The following is a 17115-nucleotide window of genomic DNA, read 5'->3' as shown; positions in this document are numbered from 1 at the left end:
TCCTCGAAACCGAGCAGATCCCCGGGAGACCTCGTTCAATGGCCTGTTGTCATCACTATTTCGAGCCGGCCGAGGGCGGCGACCGGGCCTTCTCGGTGGATGTCTCGGCCATCACCTTCGGACGCGGCTGTCTGGCCGAGGCGGGAGAGGTGGCACGCGCCCTGGGCATCGGGCGGATCGCGCTGATGACCGACAGGGCGCTGAGGGCGCTGCCTTTCGTGGCGCAGGTGGAGCAGGCGCTTGCGGCGGCGGGCGTCGACACCGTCGTTTACGACGAGGTACGCGTCGAGCCGACGGACGTGTCCTTTCAGGACGCGGCCCGATTTGCCCGCGAAAGCGGCGTCGACGGATTCATCTCGGTGGGCGGCGGCTCGGTCATCGACACGGCCAAGGCGGCCAACCTCTATGCCACCTATCCGGCCGAGTTCCTCACCTATGTGAACGCGCCGATCGGTGCCGGGCAGGCCGTTCCCGGCGCCTTGAAGCCGCACATTGCCTGCCCCACCACCTCCGGCACCGGCAGCGAATGTACCGGCATCGCGGTCTTCGACCTGCTGGCCATGAAGGCGAAGACCGGCATCGTGTCGCGCCGGCTCAGGCCCGACCGGGCCCTGATCGATCCGGCTGTGACGGCAAGCCTGCCGGCGAACGTGGTGGCGGCCAGCGGCTTCGACGTGTTGAGCCATGCCTTGGAGTCCTATACCGCCCAGCCCTACAGCCATCGCGCAGCGCCGGGCGACGCGAGCCAGCGCCCCATGAGCCAGGGCGCCAACCCCTGGAGCGATCTCGGCTGCCGGGAGGCGCTGCGGCTGTTGGGCACCTACTTCGCCCGTGCCGTCGCCGATGCTTCCGATACCGAAGCGCGGGAGCAGGTCCTGTGGGCCGCGACCCTGGCCGGCATCGCCTTCGGCAATGCGGGCTGTCACGCGCCGCACGGCATGGCCTATTCGGTTGCCGGGCTGGTCCGGGACTTCCAGCCCGAGGGCTATCCCGATGATGCGCCGCTGATTCCCCACGGCATGTCGGTGATCGTCAACGCGCCCTCGGTGTTCCGCTTTACGGCCCCGGCCTGCCCGGACCGCCATCTCGATGCCTCCGGCTGGCTTGGGGCCGACAAACGGGGCGCCGGGGAGGACGACGCCGGCGAGGTGCTGGCCGGCCAGATCGTCGCGCTGATGAAGCAGACCGGGATGCCCAACGGCTTGAGCGGCGTGGGCTACGGCGAGGACGATCTGGGCGCCCTCACGGAGGGGGCCTTCCCGCAGCGCCGCCTGCTGCAGAACGCCCCTCTCGAGATCAGCCGCGACCGCCTGACCGGACTCTACCGGGACGCCCTGGCGTACTGGTGAGCCCCTAGCCGAAGTCAAAAACCCCGGTTTTCCGGGCTTTTTTCTCCTCTGCGTTGGCCAACTGGCCTCATAAATCGCGGCCAATTGGGTCTGGCTCAGGGCCACGACGCACGACTAGACTGGCGCCAAGATCAGCAACACTTGGGAAAGTTGGGCCGATGAACGTCATTCCGCCGATTCCGAATTCTCTGGAACAGCACTGGATGCCCTTCACCTCGAACCGGCATTTCAAGGCCAATCCGCGCATCCTGACCGCCGCCAAGGGGATGTACTACACGACAGACCACGGCGACCAGGTGATCGACGGTTCCGCCGGGCTGTTCTGTGTGGCGGCCGGCCACGGCCGGCGGGAGATCGCCGAAGCGGTGAACGAGACGCTCACCAAGATGGACTATGCGCCGCCCTTCCAGTTCGGCCACCCGGCGTCCTTCGAAGTGGCGCGGCGGATCGCCTCCGTCACCCCGGGTGACCTGAACCATGTGTTCTTTTCCAACTCCGGTTCGGAGGCCGTGGAGACGGCGCTGAAGATCGCACTGGCCTATCACAAGGCCATGGGCGAGGGGCAGCGCCTCCGTCTGGTCGGGCGCGAGCGGGCCTATCACGGCGTGAACTTCGGCGGCCTCACCGTCGCCGGCATGCTGAACAACAAAAAGGCCTTCGGCCTGGGGCTGCCCGGCGCCTGCCACATGCGCCACACCCACCTGCCGGAGCATGAATATGTCCAGGGCCAGCCGGAGACCGGCGCGGAGCTGGCCGAGGACCTGCAGCGCTTTGTCGAACTGCACGGTGCCGACCAGATCGCCTGCTGCATCGTCGAGCCCATTGCCGGCTCCACCGGCGCCCTGATCCCGCCGAAGGGCTATCTGCAGCGCCTGCGGGAGATCTGTGACACCCACGGCATCCTGCTGATCTTCGACGAAGTGATCTGCGGCTTCGGGCGCACCGGGAAGCAGTTCGGCGCCGATGCCTTCGGCGTCGTGCCGGACATGGTCACCATGGCCAAGGCCCTCACCAACGGTGTTGTACCCATGGGTGCCGTCGCCTGCGCCGATCACGTCTACGAGGCCATCACCGAGGCGACGCCGGGCAACGGCATCGAGCTGTTCCACGGCTACACCTATTCCGGCTGCCCCGTGGCCTCCGCCGCGGCCATTGCCACGCGCAACATCTTCGAGGAAGAGGACCTCGTCGGGAATTCCGAGAAGATGACGCCGAAGTTCCAGGAGGCTTTGTTCTCCCTGAGGGACCTGCCGGTGGTCGCCAACATCCGCGGCTACGGTCTGATGGGCGGCATCGACCTGGCGCCGATGGAAACCCCCGGTGCCCGCGGCATGCGGGTGATGCAGGAACTCTACGATGCCGGCGCCATGGTGAAGATGACCGGCGACTGCGCCCTGGTCTCGCCGCCCCTGATCTGCGAAGACGCCCACATCGACGAGATCTTCACCAAGCTGCGCGGCGTGCTCGCCACGCACTAAGGCCTGTTGAGATTGATCTTGAGTTGAAGCCCTGTGGAGCGGAGCGCTCCACAGGGCTTTTGCTGAACCGAACGATGCTGGGGAATCAGCCCGCCGTGCCGGTATAGATGCACTTGTACTCGATCCGGAAACGGCCATCCTCGGGGCTGACCGGAACCTTGTTGACCACGATACCCACATTGATGCCGGGCATGGTCGGCTTCGGGCACTGGATGACCGGAGTCAGACAGGTCATGCGCTCGATATGGCCGTGGTGCATGTAATTGAGCTCGGTGCGGCTGAAGCCGGTCAGGCACTGCGGCTGCACGGTCTGGTAACCGCCGGGCGCGCCCGGAGAGCCGCCGCCACCGCCCGTCTTGGACTTCGGTGCAACCCTCTGCGTGTTCTCGCGGTTCAACTGAGCCACAATGTAGGGAGCCTGCGAATTCTCGGTGGTGTTGCCAAAGCCGTGAGCTGCGCGGAACTCCTGCGCCTGGCTATCGGCCACCTCGACCGTGTTGGCCAGGCCGGCCAGGGCGGTAACGGCCAAGGCCGCCATCATAAAACGCTTCATTTCTTCCTCCTGGTCGCTAGGTCGACGAGGCCGAGGCTCTTGTCCTCGATCACTGCATAGGTCGCGGACCCGGAGGAAACAGTTCAAAGGAAAATTACATTCATTTTCATATGCTTAGAAGAAGTAACTACGAAGTTACCTACTGGGCGTCACCGGTGCCGCCCCTTCTGATAAGGGGTCAGCCGAACAGCGCGTTGGGCAGCCAGAGCGCGATCTCCGGCCAGACCGTGATCATGGTCACGCCCAGGCCCATCAGCAGGAAAAAGGGCAGGGCGGCGACGGCGACCCTGTTGATTGGCTCGCCGGTCAGCCCCTGCAGCACGAAGAGGTTGAAGCCGACCGGCGGCGTCATCTGCCCCAGTTCCACCATCAGCACCAGGAAGACGCCGAACCAGATGGGATCGAAGCCCATGGCGACGACCGGCGCCAGGGTGATGGGCAGGCTCATGACGGTGATGGAGATGCCATCCAGGAACAGCCCGAGGATGATGTAGAAGACCGCCAGGATGGCGATCAGTTCGTAGGGGCCCAGTTCCATGGCCGCAATAGCCGCGGCGACGTCCTGCGGTACGTGCATGTAGCCCATAGCGGTGGAGAGAAAGGCGGCGGCCACGAGGATGGAGCAGACCATCGCCGAGGTCCGGACCGCCCCCATCAGGCTGTCGACGAAAAGACGCCAGGTGAGCTGGCGGAGCAAGAAGCTCAGCAGCAGCGTCCCGGCGACCCCCACCGCGGCGGCTTCAGAAGGCGTCGCCAGCCCGGAGTAGATAGCCCCCAAGACGACAACGATGAGAGAAACGATCGGCAGCAGGTCGAGCGCCGCCGCCAGCAGACCGCGGCCGTCCCCGTCCTCGCGCGGGGCGAGGTCCGGGCGGCCGGCGCAGCGCAGGCCGATGTAGCTGGAGTAGAGCAGGGCGACCAGCAGGCCCGGCAGAACGCCGGCGGCGAAGAGACGGGAGATCGAGACCTCCGCCAGCACGCCGTAGATGATCATGACGATGGACGGCGGGATCAGCAGGCCCAGGCTGCCGGCGCCGGCAAGGGAGCCGATGGACAGCGACTGGTCGTAACCGCGGCGCTTCAGTTCCACCGTGGTGATCTTGCCGATGGTCGCCGTGGTCGCCGCGGAGGAGCCCGAGACCGCCGCGAAGAGCGTGGAGCCGGCCACGTTGGTGTGGATCAGCCCGCCGGGCACCCGGGCGACAAAGGGCGTGATGCCGCGAAACAGCCGCTCCGAGATGTTCGTTCGAAAGATCATCTCCCCCATCCAGATGAACAGGGGGATCGCCGCCAGTTCCCAGGAACTGGCGCTGCGGAAGAGGATCTTGCCGAGGATGACGCCGATGCGCTGGGGCGGGAAGTCCAGCACCAGGATCAGCCCGCAGGTGGAGACCAGCAGCAGGCTGACGAAGACCCAGGTCCCCGACCCCAGAAACAGCAGGATCAGCACCAGGACGATGAGACCGGAGAGCAGCGCGTCCATCGAGCAGCCGGCCTAGTCCACGCCGTCCGGCTTTGTCACGCCCGGGTCCGCCACGTCCTGGCCGACCAGGGGGCCGCCTTTGGCAACCCGCAGGAAGTAGGCGAGCAACTGCAGCATGAAGAGCAGGAGACCCAGCCAGACTGCACCGACGGGGATCCAGAGCGGGACCTCCGCGATGCTTTCGGAGACCGATCCCCGGGTCCAGTGCCTCAGCGCATCGCGGCCGACCCACCAGGCACAGAAGCCGGCCATGGCAAAGGACGCGACAATGCAGAGCAGTTCTACCCAGCGACGCGGGCGGCCGCGCAGCCGCCCCACCGCCAGGTCGACCCTGATCAGGGCGCCTTTGTCCAAAGCATAGCCAAGGGACAAGAAGGTCATGGCAGCGACTGCGTAGCCGACGAACTCGTCGAGGACAAAAGTGGAGGAGTCGAACGCGCTGCGCAGCACGATCTCATAGAGGATGTGGATGAAGAGGTAGACGAGCAGCAGGGCCGCCAGTGCGCCCGCGCAGCGGCTGATCCAGCCGACGATGCGTTCGAACACCGGCTAACCCTGCGGCCGTTCGTGCCGTGCCTCGCGCGGCCTCAGTTGTTGAATGCCTGAAGAATCGCTTCGCCCTTGGCGCCGGTTTTGGCCAGCCATTCCTCGCGCGCCTGGCTGCCGGCAGCGTTCAGTTCGGCCAGATAGTCATCGCTCACCCCGGTGACGACGGTCATGCCGGCGGCCTTCATATCCGCATAGTTCTGGGCGACGCGGGCCTCCACCTTCTCCCAGACATAATCTTCCGCCGCCTTGGCCGCATCCAGCACGGCGGCCTGGTGCGCGGCGGAAAGATCGTTCCAGGTATCGAGGTTGATGTGGATCATGTTAAGCGGCATGGCGTAGTTCACCTCGGTGAAGTGGGAGAGGTGTTCCCAGAACTTGGCGTTGGTGCCCCCCTCGGCGGAGGTCAGAACCGCATCGATGCCGCCGGTCGAAAGCTGCGGCACCACGTCCGCCCAGGACAGCTGGATCGGGGCCGCGCCGGCCTGCTGCAGCGTGATGGTGCCGTTGGCGTCATAGGTGCGGATCTTCAGGTTGGTGATCGCCGCATCGCTGTCGACCGGCTTCTTGGCCCAGATGCCGGAAGGCGGCCAGGGCGAGGCCCAAAGCAGCTTCTGATTGTTGGCGGCGAAGATCGCCTCGTAGTCCGCGCGCGCCACATCCAGCAGCCGGCGCGCCTCCTCGGCGGTCTTGGCGAGGAAGGGCAGGGAGGGCAGGAGGAACATCGGATCGATGCCGCCCAGCGGCCCGACATAGGTGTTGGCGATGGGAAGGGCCCCGTCGCCCACGGCGTCCAACTGGTCTTTCGACTTGAAACCGATGGAGCCGCCGAAGTGGTGGGTGATCTCGATGGCGCCACCGGTCATCTCGGCGAGCTTCGAGGAAAACAGGCGATCACCCTCCGCGTGTATCGAGGTGTCGTTGTACTCGTTCGCCATATCCCATTTGATTTCGGCAGCCGACGCGCCGAATGGCAGAATCGCCAAAGCCAGGCCCGCCAGGGCCTTATGAAGCATGCTCATGTTTGCCTTCCCCTGTTCTTGATGCCACCGGCGTTGCCGCGGTGGTCGCTTCTGCGCCAATCATAGCGGAGAATTTTGCCGCCGCAATTGGCGCTGAAGAGGAAGGTCCCGCCGTCGAAACGCTAGCAGCGCAGCGCTTTGCCACCGGGCCGGAAGCTGTAGTCGACCACGCCGCCGCGCCGGTCTGTATGTACCCTGCAGCAGCCCAGGAGGGCGGCTTTGAGCTTGTGCCGCCCGCGCTGGACCCGGGACTTCATGCCGGAGAGAGACAGGCCGAGCCGCTCCGCCGCCGCTGACTGTGTCAGACCCTCGATCTCCGTCAGCAGCAACGCCTCCGCGTAGGGTGCCGGCAGACCTTTGATAAGCGGGATCAGGCAGCGGGCCAGATCCTCACTTGCCGAAGACTCGTCATTGGCAGCATGGGGCTCGGCCGTGCCCTCTTCCCAGACCTGTATCAGCGCCTGTTGGGTCAGCGCCTGGCGCTCGCTCGCACTGCGGCGATGGTGGTCGGTGACGGCATTGGCAGCGACCCGATAGGCCCAGGCCACCGGATTGCGGGCCGCCATCAGATCGTCCTGATGCTGGACGAGGCGCAGCAGGATGCCCCCGACGACATCGTCCACCGCAGCGGGGGCGACGCGCCGGCGCACGTAACTCCTGAGCCGGCCTTCGAAGTCCGCCCAGGACTCCGCCGTCAGCGCGCGCGCCTCCGTCATTGCGGTTCCGCCATCGGGTTGAACTCACCTGCAACCGATGGTGCCATCGCCCGCAGCCTCCGTGCAGCAGGTCTTGCCCAGGCTGTCCAGCGCCTCGACCGGCGCGTCGTCGGTGATCCGATACCACTCCCAGCGCAGGCCATCAGGTTCGCGCGACCAGACCTTGTCCTGGGTGGCATGGCAGCAGGTTTCCTCCCGCTGAACCTCGTCGACCACGCCGGCCTCGGTGAGGCGGCGCAGCGTCGTTCTGATGCTGCTGTCGTCCATGACCTCGACACCGACATGATGCAGCCGTTCCTTGGCCTCAGGGTTCCTGAAGAGCACCAGCTTGAGCGGCGGTTCCTGGATCGCGAAGTTCGCATAGCTGTCGTAGTGCTTGTGCGGCTTCACGCCGAACAGTTTGGAATAGTAGTCGACCGCCGCATCGATGTCGCGGACGTTAAGGGCCAGTTGCAGGCGCATGGGATCGCTCCTTCCGGGTTGCTTTTCCGGTTAGACGCACGGGCCCGCAAAAGGACGCAACTTTCTTGGCAAGCGGGCCCGGTTTTGATCCGAAGCAGCCGGGCCAAACCTACTGGGCGGGCTGGCCCGCCATCGCCATGTCAGTGGCGTTGTCCAGCCGCTTGGCCTCGGCCCGGGCGGCTTCTGCCTTTCGCCGCTCCCGCCGCTGCGCCACCTCGATGGCGATGGCGCCGACCAGCGTCACGGCGATGATCAGCACTGCCAGAGCCGCCAGGTCGGGTTGGGTCCCCATCCGCACCTTGCCTGCCAGCACGGTCGTCAGCGTGCTCTCCGCCTGGATGGTGAATACAGTCGTATTGTAGTTTTCGAAGGAGGTCAGGAAGGCGAGGCCCATCGCCGAGAAGATGGCCGGCCGCAGGAAGGGAATGAGAATCTTCCAGAACACCTGCACGTGGGTCGCGCCCAGGTCCAGGGCCGCTTCTTCCTGGGTGCGGTCGAAGCGCTGCAGGCGCGCCAGGAAGATCAGCATCGTATAGGCCGAGATGAAGGTCGACTGGCCGATGATGGTGAGGAACATGCCGCTGTAGTAGAAGCTCTCGTACTCGGCGTCCATGAAGGTGCCGAGCTTGTCCCAGAACACCAACGTCGAAATGCCGAGGATCACGCCGGGCATGAGCACCGGCGAGACCACCACGGTGTAGTAGATCGGTTGCAGCCGCCGGTGCACCTGGGTCATGACGATGGCCGCGGCGAGCCCGATGGGCACGGACAGGCAGACCACGCCGAGCCCGATCCAGATCGAATTGACGAAGCCTTCGATCATCAGTTCGTCGTCGAAGAGAGCCGGGAACCACTTGAACGTGAAACCCTGCCAGGGCACGACCTGCGGAAAGTTCACGTCGTTGAAGGCCGCAGCCCCCATCATGAAGAGGGGCGCGAAGAGAAAAAGAAAGAACAGCAGGATGTAGAAGGCGATCATCAGCCTTTGAATGCCGGTCGACGTCATCGTGCGATCTCCCCGAGGCTGACCTTGAAGAGCCGCATCACCGTCAGGACGAAAACCAGGCAGGCGAGCAGCAGGACGATGGCGTAAGCCGAGCCCTGGGCCCAGTTGCCGCCGGTGTTGAACCACTGGTAAATGATCTGGGTGAACCACAGGCTGGACGGGCCACCGAGGATCTGCGGCGCGGCCAGGGCGCCGGCAGCGAGCATGAAGACCAGCGTACAGCCGGAGGCGATGCCGGCCTTGGCATGGGGCATCACCACCCGCCAGTGAATGCGCCACCACGGGGAGCCCAGGTCACGCGCCGCCTCGACCTGATTGTGGTCCAGGCTCTCGATCGCGTTGTAGAGCGGGAAGACCATCAGGAGGATGTAGGCATAGGTCAGGCCTGCGTAGAGCGCCACGTCGGCGCGCATGAAATCGATCGGCTGATCGATGATGCCCATGGTCTGGAGAAAGGCGTTGATGACGCCGGAGGTGCCGAAGAGGATGCGGAAGGCAAAAGCGCGCAGAATCTCGTTCACCCAGAAGGGCAGGATCAGCAGAAGGATCATGGAGCGCGCATAGCCGCCCTTGGCGACCTGGGCGATGTAGTAGGCGATGGGGTAGCAGAGTGCAAAGTTCAGCAGCGTCACGAAGATCGACGCGATGATGGTGCGCAGGAAAACCTCCAGATGGAGGTAGTTGAACAGCTCCTCGTCGCCCGGCCGACCGAACAGCAGATACTCGTAGTTGCTGAGGGTGTAGACGTCCTTGGGGCCGCCGATCTCGTTCGGCAACAGGTCATGGCGGAACGAGAAGTTCAGCATGTAGGCCTGCGGCAGGACGATCATCATGACCACCCAGAACAGGACCGCCAGAAGCAGGTAGGCGGAGATGACCGCGCCGTTGCGCTGGAAGAAGGCGGACATCAGCGGAGCCTCCCACCGTCAACCGGGTAGGGCTCAACCGGGCTGGTACCAGACGGGCTGGTACCAGACGGGCGGGGGGCTATGGACCTACTCATGGGCCACTTCCCCGGCCGGCAGCACCAGGGCCCGTTCCGCCCGAAACGCGAGCCTGGCGGCCTGGCCGTCCGTGAACTCGGGCAGATCGCCGGAGTTGGCCATGGACATGACGATGTCCTTGGTGCCTTCGCCGCGCAGGAAGACCGAGAAGAACGACCCCTCGAACTCGCTGTGCAGCACCTGGCTTTCGATGACGTTCTCCCCGCCTGCCGACCCATTGGCCAGGCTTATGGATTCCGGGCGCACGAAAAGCATGGCCTCCTGGCCGACCTGCATGTCCCGCAGATTGCGCCCGCGCAGGCGCCCGAAGGCTGTATCGACCAGGGCATGGGAACCTTCCAGGCCGACGACTTTTCCAGAAAAGGGATTGTTCTCCCCGACGAAGGAGGCGACGAAGGCCGTCTGGGAGTCTTCGTAGACCTCCGTGCCGCTGCCGACCTGTTGGATCACCCCGTCGCTCATGACCGCAATGCGGTCGGACATCGTAAGGGCCTCACCCTGATCGTGGGTGATGTAGATGAATGTGATGCCGACCCGCTGTTGGATCGCGCGCAGCTCGGTACGCATGTGCTGGCGCAGTTTGAGGTCCAGCGCCGAGAGCGGCTCGTCGAGCAGCAGCACATCGGGTTCCACGGCAAGCGCCCGGGCGATGGCGACGCGCTGCTTCTGACCGCCGGAAAGCTCACTGACCTTCTTGTCGCCTTGACCGTCAAGCGCGGTCAACTCCAGCAGCTCATCGGCCCGCTTGCGCCGCGCCGCCTTGTCGACGCCGCGCACTTCCAGACCGAATGCGATGTTGTCGGCGACCGACATCAGCGGAAACAGTGCAAGGTTCTGAAAGATCAGCGCCGTGGGCCGCTTGTTGGGCCCGATCCCCTGCATGTCGCGCCCACCGATACGAACGGCGCCGCTGGTCGGCTCCAGAAAGCCGGAGATGGCGCGCAGAATGGTTGTCTTGCCGCAACCGGACGGCCCGAGGAAGCTAAAGAACTCGCCGTCTTCGATCTTCAGATCGGCGTCGTGTACCGCCGTGAATTCGCCAAAGCGAATCGTTACGTGGTCGAGCTCGACATCGGCGCTCATGCCAGCCTGTCCCCCTTACATCCCTGTTCCGCGAAGACCGCGGGATTGCCGCAAGACCGCTGCACCTCTTTGCCGGGTGCTGAAACGACAGCTCTTGGTCTCACGGCAAGAGGGTCCCGGCCGGAAGGCCGGGACCCGCTATGCAGAACTTACCGCAACCGGCCTTAGGCGGCGACGAACTTGTCGCGGTATTCGGCGCGGATCTCGGTGTACCAGGGCTCCGACGGCGGCCACCACCACAGGCGGTCGAGCGCATCGCCGGGATAGGCTTCCGAGAAGTTCTTCTTGCTGGCCTCGGAGAGATGGTTCTCGGCACCGACCGCGACCGGGTTGTAGCCGGTCTCGTTGGCGATGAGGCCATTCACTTCGGGATCGTAGACGTAGTTGATGTATTCGTAGATCTCGTCGATGTTCTTGGCGCCGATGGGCATCGTCAGTCCATCGAGCCAGGTGAGGGCGCCTTCCTGCGGCGCCATGTAGGTCACCGGGTTGCCTTCCGACTTCAGGCGCAGCGGCGGACCATCCCAGGTCTGGCCCAGCACCACGTCGTTCTGCATGAAGCCGTTGATCTGGGCGTCGGCGTCGTTCCAGAACTGCTTCACCCAGGGTTTGTGCTCGACGGCGAACTTGGTGATCTCGTCCCAGATGCGGCGCATGCTCTCTTCGTCCTTGTAGGCATCGAGCATGCGGTTGGATGGCACCTGCCCGGAGGCATCGAGGTAGAGGCCGATGCCCAGCATCATGGAGTGCGGACGGCCCATGACCTTGCCTTTGAGATCGTCGGACCAGAGATCGCCGTAGGACAGGTCGGCGTAGTCCCGCTGCCACTTGTCGGTGCGCCAGGCCAGGGCCTCCGTGCCCCAGTGGTAGGGCAGGTGATGATTGCCGCCGTCCCATGTCCAGCCATCCGTCGAGCCCTTGAGCAGACCCGGGACGACATTGGAGGTGTCGATGCGGTTCATGTCGAAGGGCTGAAGGAGGCCCAGGGGCTTCCATTCGCCGGCGCGGTCGACGGTCGGGCCGACGAGGTCGAAGCCGCGGCCCTTGGTGGCCCGCATCTTGTTCAGCAGCTCCTCGTTGGAGCCGTAGGGCGTGTGTTTGATCTTGATGCCGGTCTTGCTCTCAAAGCCATCGAGGAAGGTCTTCGGCAGATAGTCCGACCAGTTCATCACCACCAGCTCGCCCGAGGAGGCCAGCGCCGCGGGGCTGACGATCGCCGGAGCCACGGCGGCGATCGCACCACCGGCAGCGGCCTGCTTCAGCAGGCGCCGGCGCGTAAAGCTCCGCGCCGCCTGGTGGGTCTTCATACTGGATGTCAGTTTCCGTCTCGTACTCACGCTCGTTCTCCCCTCAGACAATGCCGTGTGGATAGCCGCCCGGACCCGGACAGGCGATTTATTGATTGATTTGCGCTATAGCGATAGAGCCTTGGCCAACTCTGGCAGTGGGCTTTGAAAGGTGTCAAGGCCAACTCCTCAGCACCCATGGTGCCAGTCTGTCTTTGACCTTGGGGACCCGCAATATGTGGTTCGCCTCCAGCCTCAGGTTGCCTGGATTTGCGGCGCTTTCGGCTGCTTCCGCAGCTGTTCTCGCAGGCTCCCTTGCGCTTGCCGCCGAACGGGGACTGACGCGCGTGGTTTATGACTACGCGGTTACAAGCTATTGCGGGACTCTGGACCCAGAGGTAGAGCGCGGTTTCCGCCGCGAGCTGGCGGCGATTACCGAACGCGCGGGCCTGGATGCCGAAGCGGCCCGGCGTCAGCGCATCAAGGGCTGGGTGGAAGCCGACGAGGAGTGGCGCAACCGCGGCCTGGGCGGCTTCAGGGCGTGGTGCCGGGACGAGGGGCAGAGCGCCAGCCGCCACTTCCGCGCCATAGCGCGGGGCGAGCTGGAACCTTAGGTAGAGGAAGCGGCCGAGTTGCCGTGCAGGGGCGGACTTGAGCCGCCCTCTCAGGGCCCCTAATCTGGCCCCTGACCCGGCCAGTACTTGACACTCTCGGCAGGCAAAGGACCATGCGCGACTTCATCTTTCCCGTGCGTCATGACAGCGATCTGGGGCTGCAGGCCCAGCTGCGCCGCCAGTTGATCGATGCCATCATCGACGGGCGCCTGTCGGGCAGCGATCCCCTGCCGTCCTGCCGCCGCCTTGCCCAGTCGCTGGGGGTCTCGCGCAACACCGTGGTGCTGGCCTATCAGGCGCTGGCCGACGAGGGCCTGCTGGTCTCGCGGGAGCGCGTTGGCTACTTCGTCAACACGGACATGGTGTTCCAGCAGACCGAGACCAAGGCCGGCTTCCCGGAACCGGAGGCGGGCCAGTCGGTCGACTGGTGGCACCGCCTGCGCCTGCGCCCTTCCGAGCTTGTCCACGTTGAAAAGCCGCGCAACTGGCGGCGCTATCCCTATCCCTTCATCTACGGCCAGCCGGACCCGAACCTCTTTCCGGTTTCGACCTGGCGCATGTGCTCGCGCCAGGCGCTGGGCGTCGAAGCAATCCAGAAGTGGACCGAAGACAACTTCAATGAGGACGACTCCCGCCTGATCGAGGAGATCAGAACCCGCGTGCTGCCGCGCCGCGGCATCAAGGCCGCTCCCTCTGAGATCCTCATCACCCTGGGCGCGCAGAATGCGCTGTTCCTGATTGCCGAGCTCCTGGCGGGGCCGGGGCGCACGCTGGCGGTGGAAAACCCCGGCTACGTCGATACCCGCAACATCTTCGCGCTCAACGGAACCCAGGTCCGCCCCATTCCGGTCGACCAGGAAGGGATCGTGGTGGATCACCGCCTGGACGGCTGCGCCTGCGCCTACGTGACGCCGAGCCACCAGTCGCCGACCACCGTCACGCTGCCGCTGGAGCGGCGCATGGCGCTTCTGGAGCGTGCCCAGAAATCCGACTTCCTGGTGATCGAGGACGACTACGAGGCGGAGGCGAACTTTCTGCACGCGCCGACCACGGCGCTGAAGGCCATGGACCGCTCCGGCCGCGTCATCTACATCGGCAGCTTTTCCAAGTACCTGGGCCCGGGCCTGCGCATGGGCTACATGGTCGGCGCCGAGGAGTTCATCCACGAGGCCCGGATGCTGCGCCGGCTGATGCTGCGCCACCCGGCCACCAACAATCAACGGACCATGGCGCTGTTCATCGCCGGCGGACATTATGACGCCTTGGTCCATCGCCTCCAGCGTGACTTCCGCACGCGCTGGGAAATCATGGGGGAGGGGCTGGCCAGGTATCTGCCGCAGTTTGCGCCGCGCCCGTCCTGCGGCGGAACCAGCTTCTGGCTCGAAGGACCGCGCAGTCTGGATACGGACGTCCTGGCCCGCGAAGCCCTGGGCGAGGGAATCGTGATCGAGCCCGGTTCACTGCATTTCCTTTCGAAGAAGCCGCCGCGCAACTTCATGCGTCTGGGTTTCTCTTCCGTGAAGCCGGACAGTATTCTGCCGGGCCTGCAGGCCTTGCGGAAATTGATCGACAGGCGCCCCGGCAGCGATCTGCTGCATCGGGCCTGAGGCGGCAACCTGGGAGAGGCCAGCCCGGAATGGGCCAACCAGGAACGGATCAGCCGTTCATGACACTGTCGATCTGCGTCTGGTCCAGGGTGTCCATGTTGCCGTTGATGATCGAGGAAGCGACGTCGACGAAGCTTTGCAGCCTGCGCGTGACCCCTTCGACGGTCAATTGCAAGGGGCCTTCTTCGCCGGCGTCGACGGCCGCCTTGATCTTCGGCATGGAATCGGCAATCAGGCGATTCATCTGATCAACCGTGGCGTCAAAGGCCTGCCGGTAGTTCCGGGGCGCGTTCTCGTAGGCCAGGATGGCCAGTTCCGCATCGGAGAAACAGCTGTCCCGGAAGTGATCGGCGTAGTCCTTGGGCTGCCATTCCTGGCAGTCCTCAAAGCACTCCGGCATCGAAGGAACCATCTCGAGAAGCATGATTATCTCGTTGAAGTGATTGAGATAATCAGTCGCCAACAGGGTGTCCTCATTAATGTTTTTACCCTTCACCAGCAGGCGATACGTGCCGGTGTAGGCCTGGCGGGTGTCGGCATTGGCGGCTTTGGGCGCGGCTTCATCGGCGGAGCCGGCGGCGTTGTCGGCAGCCGTTGCCAAGGCCTGCGGTCCTGATGAAGTCATCGAGAAGGTCCCAATCGCCCCTGTTTCCGCTCGGCGGAGAGACGGGCCAGTGTGCCCGCCGACACTGGGATTCAATCACGGACTAGGTTTAATTTTCCTTTCCAGAACAGAAAAGTCCCCGCAGGACATATACTTACAGGTGATGCGGGGGCCGGGTAATCGCGCCGTTAGATAATCAGGTCCGCGGCGCGATACTCGGCTATGTTGGTGTAGCGGAGTGTGACCTCTTCCGCCGCGGCAATGTCCCTCAAGGCATGGAGTTCGGCCCAGAGGCCGATGCCGTCTTCTTTCCAGGACACGGCCGCATTGGGGTCGTCGGCGTGGTTGCAACAGGTCAGACATCCGAAAGCCAGCAGACAATCGTATGTTTCCTGCACAGCAAAGGTGGAAGGGTCGGCGAAATAGTACGGGAACAGGGCGGTCCGATCGATCAGATGCCGCTGGTCGCCCGGCAGCCGGAGGCCTGGCGCCCGCTCCATCAGCGTACCTCCGACGATCGGCCGGATTGCTTCCACACCCCGGCCCTTGCCGGAAAACGCTGCAACTCTGAGCATGGCCCCCACCGCTCCTGTCGGTTCGGCTCCGCCTGCGCCGCATCCTGGTACAGATCATCCTGGCACAGATGAAGAATTCACGACAACCGGGGCCCTCCGGCCCTTCCTGCGAAGTTCACCCGTCCTGCTAGCCTTACAAGGCTGGTCTGCGTCGTGGTGTCTTGCGGGCCGGAGAGGCTCTCATTAGGCTCGCGGCCAGTCGCCTCACGTCCCACGCAGAGAAACCACAGCAAAGCAAAAGCGAGACTTCGACGATGACCAAGGTTGCCTTCATCGGGCTTGGGGTCATGGGGTTCCCCATGGCCGGACATCTGGCCGCGGCAGGCCACGACGTAACGGTCTACAACCGCACGCCCGCGAAGGCGGAAGCCTGGACCGGCCAGCACAAAGGCAGCGCCGCGGCCAGCCCGCGCGAGGCAGCAGCCGGGGCGGAGATCGTGTTTTCCTGCGTCGGCAACGATGACGACCTGCGCAGCGTCATCCTGGGCGGGGAGGGCGCCTTTGCCGAGATGGGCGAAGGCAGCATCCTGGTCGACAACACGACCGCATCCGCCGAGGTGGCACGGGAACTGGCGGCCACGGGGGCGGAAAGCGGCATCGCTTTCATCGATGCACCAGTCTCCGGCGGGCAGGCGGGCGCGGAAAACGGCCAGCTGACCGTGATGTGCGGCGGCGAGCGGGCCGCCTTCGACCGGGCCCGCCCCGTGATCGACGCCTTCGCTCGCGCCGTCACCCTGATGGGCCCGGTGGGAGCGGGCCAGCTCACCAAGATGGTCAACCAGATCTGCATCGCCGGGCTGCTTCAAGGGCTCTCGGAAGGCATGAACTTCGGCCAAAAGGCGGGCCTCGACATGGAAAAGGTGATCGACGTCATCTCCAAAGGTGCGGCCCAGTCCTGGCAGATGGACAACCGCGCTGTCACCATGTGTGAGGGCAAGTTCGACTTCGGCTTTGCCGTCGACTGGATGCGCAAGGACCTCGGCATCTGCCTGACCGAGGCCCAGAACAACGGAGCGCGCCTGCCGGTCACGGCGCTGGTCGATCAGTTCTATGCCCAGGTCCAGGCCTGCGGCGGCAATCGCTGGGACACTTCCAGCCTGATGCACCTCGTGGCCAACGACTGACGCCGGCGGCTTCGCCAGCCCTGGTCGCCGCGACGAAAGGGGCTCCCTTCATGCCACTTGAAAACTTCCTCTTGCAGGCCGTCCTTGCCGGGATCTTCGCAACCGTCGTGCTCGACCTCTGGCAGCGCCTCCTGCAGGCTGTTGCAGGCATTCCAGCAGCGGACTGGGGTCTCATCGGGCGCTGGTTCGCCTACATCCCGCGGGGACGGTTGGTGCACCGTCCGATCGGCCAGACCGCCGCCGTTCCGGGGGAGGCGGCCATCGGCTGGGTCATGCACTACCTGGTCGGCGTCGTTTACGGCTTTGCCTACCTCGGGCTGATGGTCTTCGTGCTGGATCGGCCGGTGACCTTGATGAACGGCCTTGTCTTCGGCGCCGCTTCGGTCGTCATTCCCTGGTTCATCATGCAGCCGGGCCTGGGTATCGGCGTCATGGGGCGGCTGGCGCCCAAGCCATGGATGCCGCCGCTGGTGGCCCTGGTCAACCACGTGGTCTACGGCGCTGCGTTGTTCGGTGGCGTCTGGGTGGCGGCCTCACTGTAAAAGGCGCAGAGGAAACGCGGGGGACGGAAGGGGCGGAGCGCCGGGCAGGCGCTGCGGCCCC

At 64.8% G+C, this 17115-nt stretch carries 18 protein-coding genes; 6 read left to right on the top strand and 12 right to left on the bottom strand.

Annotation, left to right across the window (positions count from 1 at the left end; translation table 11 throughout):
* The first annotated feature begins 38 nt into the window (after positions 1–38).
* On the top strand, positions 39–1349 hold the full coding sequence (locus ACO06P_RS01520) for a hydroxyacid-oxoacid transhydrogenase (RefSeq protein ID WP_420348253.1): 1311 nt from the start codon (positions 39–41) through the stop codon (positions 1347–1349).
* Between the two features lie 158 nt (positions 1350–1507).
* Positions 1508–2827 (top strand): aminotransferase class III-fold pyridoxal phosphate-dependent enzyme, encoded by a 1320-nt coding sequence (locus ACO06P_RS01515; RefSeq protein ID WP_420348252.1) that lies wholly within the window; start codon positions 1508–1510, stop codon positions 2825–2827.
* A gap of 85 nt (positions 2828–2912) precedes the next feature.
* Here the strand turns inward: ACO06P_RS01515 and ACO06P_RS01510 are convergent, their stop codons facing one another.
* The 10 genes from ACO06P_RS01510 to ACO06P_RS01465 form a co-directional block, all read right to left on the bottom strand.
* On the bottom strand, positions 2913–3380 hold the full coding sequence (locus ACO06P_RS01510; RefSeq protein WP_420348251.1) for a hypothetical protein: 468 nt from the start codon (positions 3378–3380) through the stop codon (positions 2913–2915).
* 178 nt (positions 3381–3558) lie between these two features.
* On the bottom strand, positions 3559–4863 hold the full coding sequence (locus ACO06P_RS01505; RefSeq protein ID WP_420348250.1) for a TRAP transporter large permease: 1305 nt from the start codon (positions 4861–4863) through the stop codon (positions 3559–3561).
* A 12-nt stretch (positions 4864–4875) separates the two neighbouring features.
* Complete coding sequence (locus ACO06P_RS01500; RefSeq protein ID WP_420348249.1) at positions 4876–5409, bottom strand: TRAP transporter small permease subunit; 534 nt, start codon at positions 5407–5409, stop codon at positions 4876–4878.
* Between the two features lie 41 nt (positions 5410–5450).
* Positions 5451–6431 carry a TRAP transporter substrate-binding protein gene (locus ACO06P_RS01495; protein WP_420348248.1) on the bottom strand — a complete coding sequence of 327 codons (981 nt, stop codon included), beginning with the start codon at positions 6429–6431 and terminating at the stop codon, positions 5451–5453.
* Positions 6432–6553: 122 nt separating this feature from the next.
* The gene (locus ACO06P_RS01490; protein WP_420348247.1) at positions 6554–7147 is read right to left on the bottom strand and encodes a sigma-70 family RNA polymerase sigma factor; all 594 of its coding nucleotides are present in this window, start codon (positions 7145–7147) and stop codon (positions 6554–6556) included.
* 24 nt (positions 7148–7171) lie between these two features.
* A complete protein-coding gene (locus ACO06P_RS01485) occupies positions 7172–7609 on the bottom strand; it encodes an ArsI/CadI family heavy metal resistance metalloenzyme (protein ID WP_420348246.1) in 438 nt (145 codons plus the stop codon).
* Between the two features lie 109 nt (positions 7610–7718).
* Complete coding sequence (locus ACO06P_RS01480; RefSeq protein ID WP_420348245.1) at positions 7719–8615, bottom strand: ABC transporter permease; 897 nt, start codon at positions 8613–8615, stop codon at positions 7719–7721.
* Positions 8612–9523 (bottom strand): ABC transporter permease, encoded by a 912-nt coding sequence (locus ACO06P_RS01475; RefSeq protein WP_420348244.1) that lies wholly within the window; start codon positions 9521–9523, stop codon positions 8612–8614. The genes ACO06P_RS01480 and ACO06P_RS01475 overlap by 4 nt, the downstream gene beginning before the upstream one ends.
* Positions 9524–9610: 87 nt before the next feature.
* The gene (locus ACO06P_RS01470) at positions 9611–10702 is read right to left on the bottom strand and encodes an ABC transporter ATP-binding protein (RefSeq protein WP_420348243.1); all 1092 of its coding nucleotides are present in this window, start codon (positions 10700–10702) and stop codon (positions 9611–9613) included.
* Positions 10703–10866: 164 nt separating this feature from the next.
* Complete coding sequence (locus tag ACO06P_RS01465; protein ID WP_420348242.1) at positions 10867–12039, bottom strand: extracellular solute-binding protein; 1173 nt, start codon at positions 12037–12039, stop codon at positions 10867–10869.
* Between the two features lie 296 nt (positions 12040–12335).
* Between ACO06P_RS01465 and ACO06P_RS01460 the strand changes: the two genes are divergently transcribed.
* On the top strand, positions 12336–12602 hold the full coding sequence (locus ACO06P_RS01460; protein WP_420348241.1) for a hypothetical protein: 267 nt from the start codon (positions 12336–12338) through the stop codon (positions 12600–12602).
* A gap of 113 nt (positions 12603–12715) precedes the next feature.
* Positions 12716–14209 carry a PLP-dependent aminotransferase family protein gene (locus ACO06P_RS01455; protein WP_420348240.1) on the top strand — a complete coding sequence of 498 codons (1494 nt, stop codon included), beginning with the start codon at positions 12716–12718 and terminating at the stop codon, positions 14207–14209.
* A gap of 49 nt (positions 14210–14258) precedes the next feature.
* Here the strand turns inward: ACO06P_RS01455 and ACO06P_RS01450 are convergent, their stop codons facing one another.
* Together ACO06P_RS01450 and ACO06P_RS01445 are read right to left on the bottom strand one after the other, a co-directional pair.
* A complete protein-coding gene (locus ACO06P_RS01450) occupies positions 14259–14810 on the bottom strand; it encodes a hypothetical protein (protein WP_420348239.1) in 552 nt (183 codons plus the stop codon).
* A gap of 191 nt (positions 14811–15001) precedes the next feature.
* The gene (locus ACO06P_RS01445) at positions 15002–15388 is read right to left on the bottom strand and encodes an SET domain-containing protein-lysine N-methyltransferase (RefSeq protein WP_420348238.1); all 387 of its coding nucleotides are present in this window, start codon (positions 15386–15388) and stop codon (positions 15002–15004) included.
* A gap of 254 nt (positions 15389–15642) precedes the next feature.
* On the opposite strand from ACO06P_RS01445, the gene ACO06P_RS01440 reads away from it, so the two are divergent.
* Together ACO06P_RS01440 and ACO06P_RS01435 are read left to right on the top strand one after the other, a co-directional pair.
* Positions 15643–16512 (top strand): NAD(P)-dependent oxidoreductase, encoded by an 870-nt coding sequence (locus ACO06P_RS01440; protein WP_421938166.1) that lies wholly within the window; start codon positions 15643–15645, stop codon positions 16510–16512.
* Between the two features lie 50 nt (positions 16513–16562).
* Positions 16563–17054, top strand: coding sequence for a DUF2938 family protein (locus tag ACO06P_RS01435; RefSeq protein WP_420348236.1), 492 nt, complete (start codon positions 16563–16565; stop codon positions 17052–17054).
* The last annotated feature ends 61 nt before the right edge of the window (positions 17055–17115 follow it).

It is taken from the genome of Pelagibius sp. (assembly GCF_965227505.1).
In the GTDB taxonomy this organism is placed as follows: domain Bacteria; phylum Pseudomonadota; class Alphaproteobacteria; order Kiloniellales; family Kiloniellaceae; genus Pelagibius.
The sequence above is the reverse complement of the archived record's forward strand: the minus strand, read 5'-3'. Positions and strand labels throughout refer to the sequence as shown.

Coding starts and splice junctions, on each gene's coding strand:
- ACO06P_RS01520 (WP_420348253.1), top strand. CDS start 39: ATGGCCTGTTGTCATCACTATTTCGAGCCGGCCGAGGGCGGCGACCGG.
- ACO06P_RS01515 (WP_420348252.1), top strand. CDS start 1,508: ATGAACGTCATTCCGCCGATTCCGAATTCTCTGGAACAGCACTGGATG.
- ACO06P_RS01510 (WP_420348251.1), bottom strand. CDS start 3,380: ATGAAGCGTTTTATGATGGCGGCCTTGGCCGTTACCGCCCTGGCCGGC.
- ACO06P_RS01505 (WP_420348250.1), bottom strand. CDS start 4,863: ATGGACGCGCTGCTCTCCGGTCTCATCGTCCTGGTGCTGATCCTGCTG.
- ACO06P_RS01495 (WP_420348248.1), bottom strand. CDS start 6,431: ATGAGCATGCTTCATAAGGCCCTGGCGGGCCTGGCTTTGGCGATTCTG.
- ACO06P_RS01490 (WP_420348247.1), bottom strand. CDS start 7,147: ATGACGGAGGCGCGCGCGCTGACGGCGGAGTCCTGGGCGGACTTCGAA.
- ACO06P_RS01485 (WP_420348246.1), bottom strand. CDS start 7,609: ATGCGCCTGCAACTGGCCCTTAACGTCCGCGACATCGATGCGGCGGTC.
- ACO06P_RS01480 (WP_420348245.1), bottom strand. CDS start 8,615: ATGACGTCGACCGGCATTCAAAGGCTGATGATCGCCTTCTACATCCTG.
- ACO06P_RS01475 (WP_420348244.1), bottom strand. CDS start 9,523: ATGTCCGCCTTCTTCCAGCGCAACGGCGCGGTCATCTCCGCCTACCTG.
- ACO06P_RS01470 (WP_420348243.1), bottom strand. CDS start 10,702: ATGAGCGCCGATGTCGAGCTCGACCACGTAACGATTCGCTTTGGCGAA.
- ACO06P_RS01455 (WP_420348240.1), top strand. CDS start 12,716: ATGCGCGACTTCATCTTTCCCGTGCGTCATGACAGCGATCTGGGGCTG.
- ACO06P_RS01445 (WP_420348238.1), bottom strand. CDS start 15,388: ATGCTCAGAGTTGCAGCGTTTTCCGGCAAGGGCCGGGGTGTGGAAGCA.
- ACO06P_RS01440 (WP_421938166.1), top strand. CDS start 15,643: ATGACCAAGGTTGCCTTCATCGGGCTTGGGGTCATGGGGTTCCCCATG.
- ACO06P_RS01435 (WP_420348236.1), top strand. CDS start 16,563: ATGCCACTTGAAAACTTCCTCTTGCAGGCCGTCCTTGCCGGGATCTTC.